The sequence below is a fragment of the Chromohalobacter sp. 48-RD10 genome (genome assembly GCF_029889785.1).
GTDB lineage: Bacteria > Pseudomonadota > Gammaproteobacteria > Pseudomonadales > Halomonadaceae > Chromohalobacter.
Window position 1 is genome coordinate 1 of sequence record NZ_JARANX010000075.1, and the last position, 2,727, is coordinate 2,727.

Sequence of the window (2,727 nt, forward strand, 5' to 3'; positions counted from 1 at the left end):
CTGCGGCCTTACGTTCTTCGGAGTACCTTGGCATGGAAGCTCTCATACCACCCTCTCTGAGTGGGATTCAGGCGAAATCGCCATCTGGACAACTAGGCTGGCAGAGAGGGAGGTCATCGCGGTGCGCATCGATATCCGCGATGAAGCGCGCGCGGGAGCTGGTTCGTAAGTCTCCACGCCGCAGGTCCCACTCGCCATCCCAAATAAACGCCGAGGAAGTCGGTCGGTACTTATGGGGCCAGCCTTGCCAGTGAGTGGCTCGAACCAGGTCATTCGGATTCACGTTCAAGATCAGCTTATCGCCAAGCGTTAATTCAACCGCGCGGCGTGGCAAGCCAATACGTTCTACCCAGGCGGCGCCCGGCAGATTATGTTGCCACAAGCGAAGCAAGCCTAGCTCCACAGGCACGCCCAAGGATTGAGCGCCCTCTCTGACCGTTTTTGACAAGCGTGCCCGCTGTACCGGCCAGTACATGCGGGGGTCTTCCAGCGGGGCGAATGCGGGGTCGCCCGCGGGCGGCGTGGGCAATCGGTGCTCACGAAGCAGCAAAGACTTCACGCCGCGCCCTCCTGTTTCACCGAGGAAATAACGGAAGCCCTTTGCTTATGCCGCCTTGGCAAGCCGAAGATAAAATACGTTTGCCCATGTTCCATGCGTCGTGCCTCTTTATATGCATCATGCTTTCTTAATAGTTAGCATGATATCAATTTACGCGCACGTTGCATAAGGGTAACGTTTTATAAAATCACGTTTACTTAGTTTATAACGCGATGAGCATCTTCGCCTAACGCTAACTACCTGGTGATCGCAGAAACCGTGCCGCCACCCTCTCCGACTTGAAATCGTCCAGCCAGGCTTCGTCGATGTCGGGGGGATGATCCTCAATGGCCTTTTGAATACCCGTGGCAAGATCCTCCTCGCTATGCACGACGATACTGCTCTCTAACTCTCCCTTGAGAATCGCGCGAATACCGCCTGGGCAATCCACACTCAGCACTGGCGTGCCACAGGCCAACGCCTCGAAAAGCACGATCCCCATACCTTCGAAGCGCGAACTGAGTACGAACAGCCGGGCATGATGCATCCAGGGATAGGGGTTCTCCCGCTGACCGACGAAAACCACACGCTCGGCGATACCCAGTTCCGTGGCCAGTGCTTCCAAGTTGGATCGCTCATAGCCGTCTCCCACCAGCACGAGCGGCATTGTCACCCCGGAACGCGCATAGGCACGCAGCAGTAGCGCTTGGTCTTTAGCCGGCACCATACGCGCCACGTTGACGATGTAAGGCTCGGCGGGAATATCCGGCTCCGGCGCCAGCATCGCGTGGCGTATATCCATCACGGGGCAAGGGTTAGGGATGACCTCCAAACTCGCCGGTGAAAAACGCCAAAGCTCCATGCCTTGGCGTACTGTCTCGGCAACGCCTTCCGATACCGCCACCAAATGCCGGTTCTGGTAAAGACAACGTGCAAACAACCGGCGGCTGAGACTCGGCCTATGCGCGCGGACAATGTTTTCCAACACATAACGCGCGCGGCTATCTCGAAACGTCCATACCTGCTCGAAGGTGCCCTGGCCGCGAAAGACGATCCTATCGACTCGCCCATATTGACGCTCGAAGCGCCATAGCCATAAGCGGAACACGACCCCGCCCATAACCCCGGTGCCCAGGAACACGGCACGCTTGAGCATAGGGTTGAGTACCCAACGCGCGAAAAACTCCAGAAGAACCCCAATCAATGACAAACGGCTCAGATGCCTCAGCGGCAAATGATGCTGCCTCACCTCGGGGTGCAGAGGACATAACGGTTTCGCCACCTTACGAAAGCTAACCAGATGGCTTTCATGTCCAGCATCCGCAAACGCATCGGCCAGATTGACCGCCACCCGCTCCATACCGCCCATCTTGAGGGAACGCACGACTACCAGTGTACGCATCAGGTCTCCAGCAAGGCGGTGGTTATTGTTGAAGTGGCAGCAGGCGGCCAACAGGGGGCGAGCATCATATGTAACTCCGCGATAACTGCCAAGGCTACGGTCGCGCCAGCATACGACGACGGCGAATCTTCGGCTCTTTCAATAACAAGCGAAAACGCTTTCTCCAAGGCAATGTAGATCTCAACGCTGCCTTTTCGATGGGCCAGGGGGTAAGCGCCGAGTAAGCGATAAAGTCATCCTGAAATGGATGAACGCATCGTGCATGCCATGGCTTCACCGCCCCAATGAAATGCACGATTCGAGGATGCCGACTAGCGACCTTCAGGGCAGGAAGGTACTCGGCAAGGTGGGCATACCGCTTCTCCACGGCCGCATAGGCGGTGGGCTGAAAATTCCATTCCGGCTCAAGCCGGCGCCACCTACTTTCCAGCACTTCGTTCAAGGCATCCTGATCCGGGTAACGGGCCACCTCACTCACTTGTAGGTATTCCAGCGCCTTTTCAGCGACGCCCTCGCGACGCCAGGCCAATAGGTCCACCAGCATCATACCTGAGTTGAAGTAGTTATCGGGGTCACGCCGAGTATGCTTGCTGGAGGGATTACACAGATCCATAGCCGCCGCGACGACACAGCCTTCCAGCGGCAGCTCCCACAAACTCTCGAGATCGCCGAGTACCGGTAGTTTTCAACCCAGTTGTCCAAAAAGTTTGTTCTAAGCCGCGCATTGGTTACGCTTGATTTCCTGGCACTTTCCTGGGTTGAGCGGCACAGCTCCGGTTGGCTCCCA

1 protein-coding gene and 1 pseudogene are annotated in these 2,727 nt (G+C 56.9%); both read right to left on the reverse strand.

Going from position 1 to position 2,727, the window contains the following annotated elements; genetic code table 11:
* Positions 1–791: 791 nt before the first annotated feature.
* A complete protein-coding gene (locus OP496_RS16995; protein ID WP_280565005.1) occupies positions 792–1,940 on the reverse strand; it encodes a glycosyltransferase in 1,149 nt (382 codons plus the stop codon).
* A 94-nt stretch (positions 1,941–2,034) separates the two neighbouring features.
* Positions 2,035–2,604: pseudogene (locus tag OP496_RS17000) on the reverse strand (glycosyltransferase); the annotation flags it as partial.
* Between the last annotated feature and the right edge of the window lie 123 nt (positions 2,605–2,727).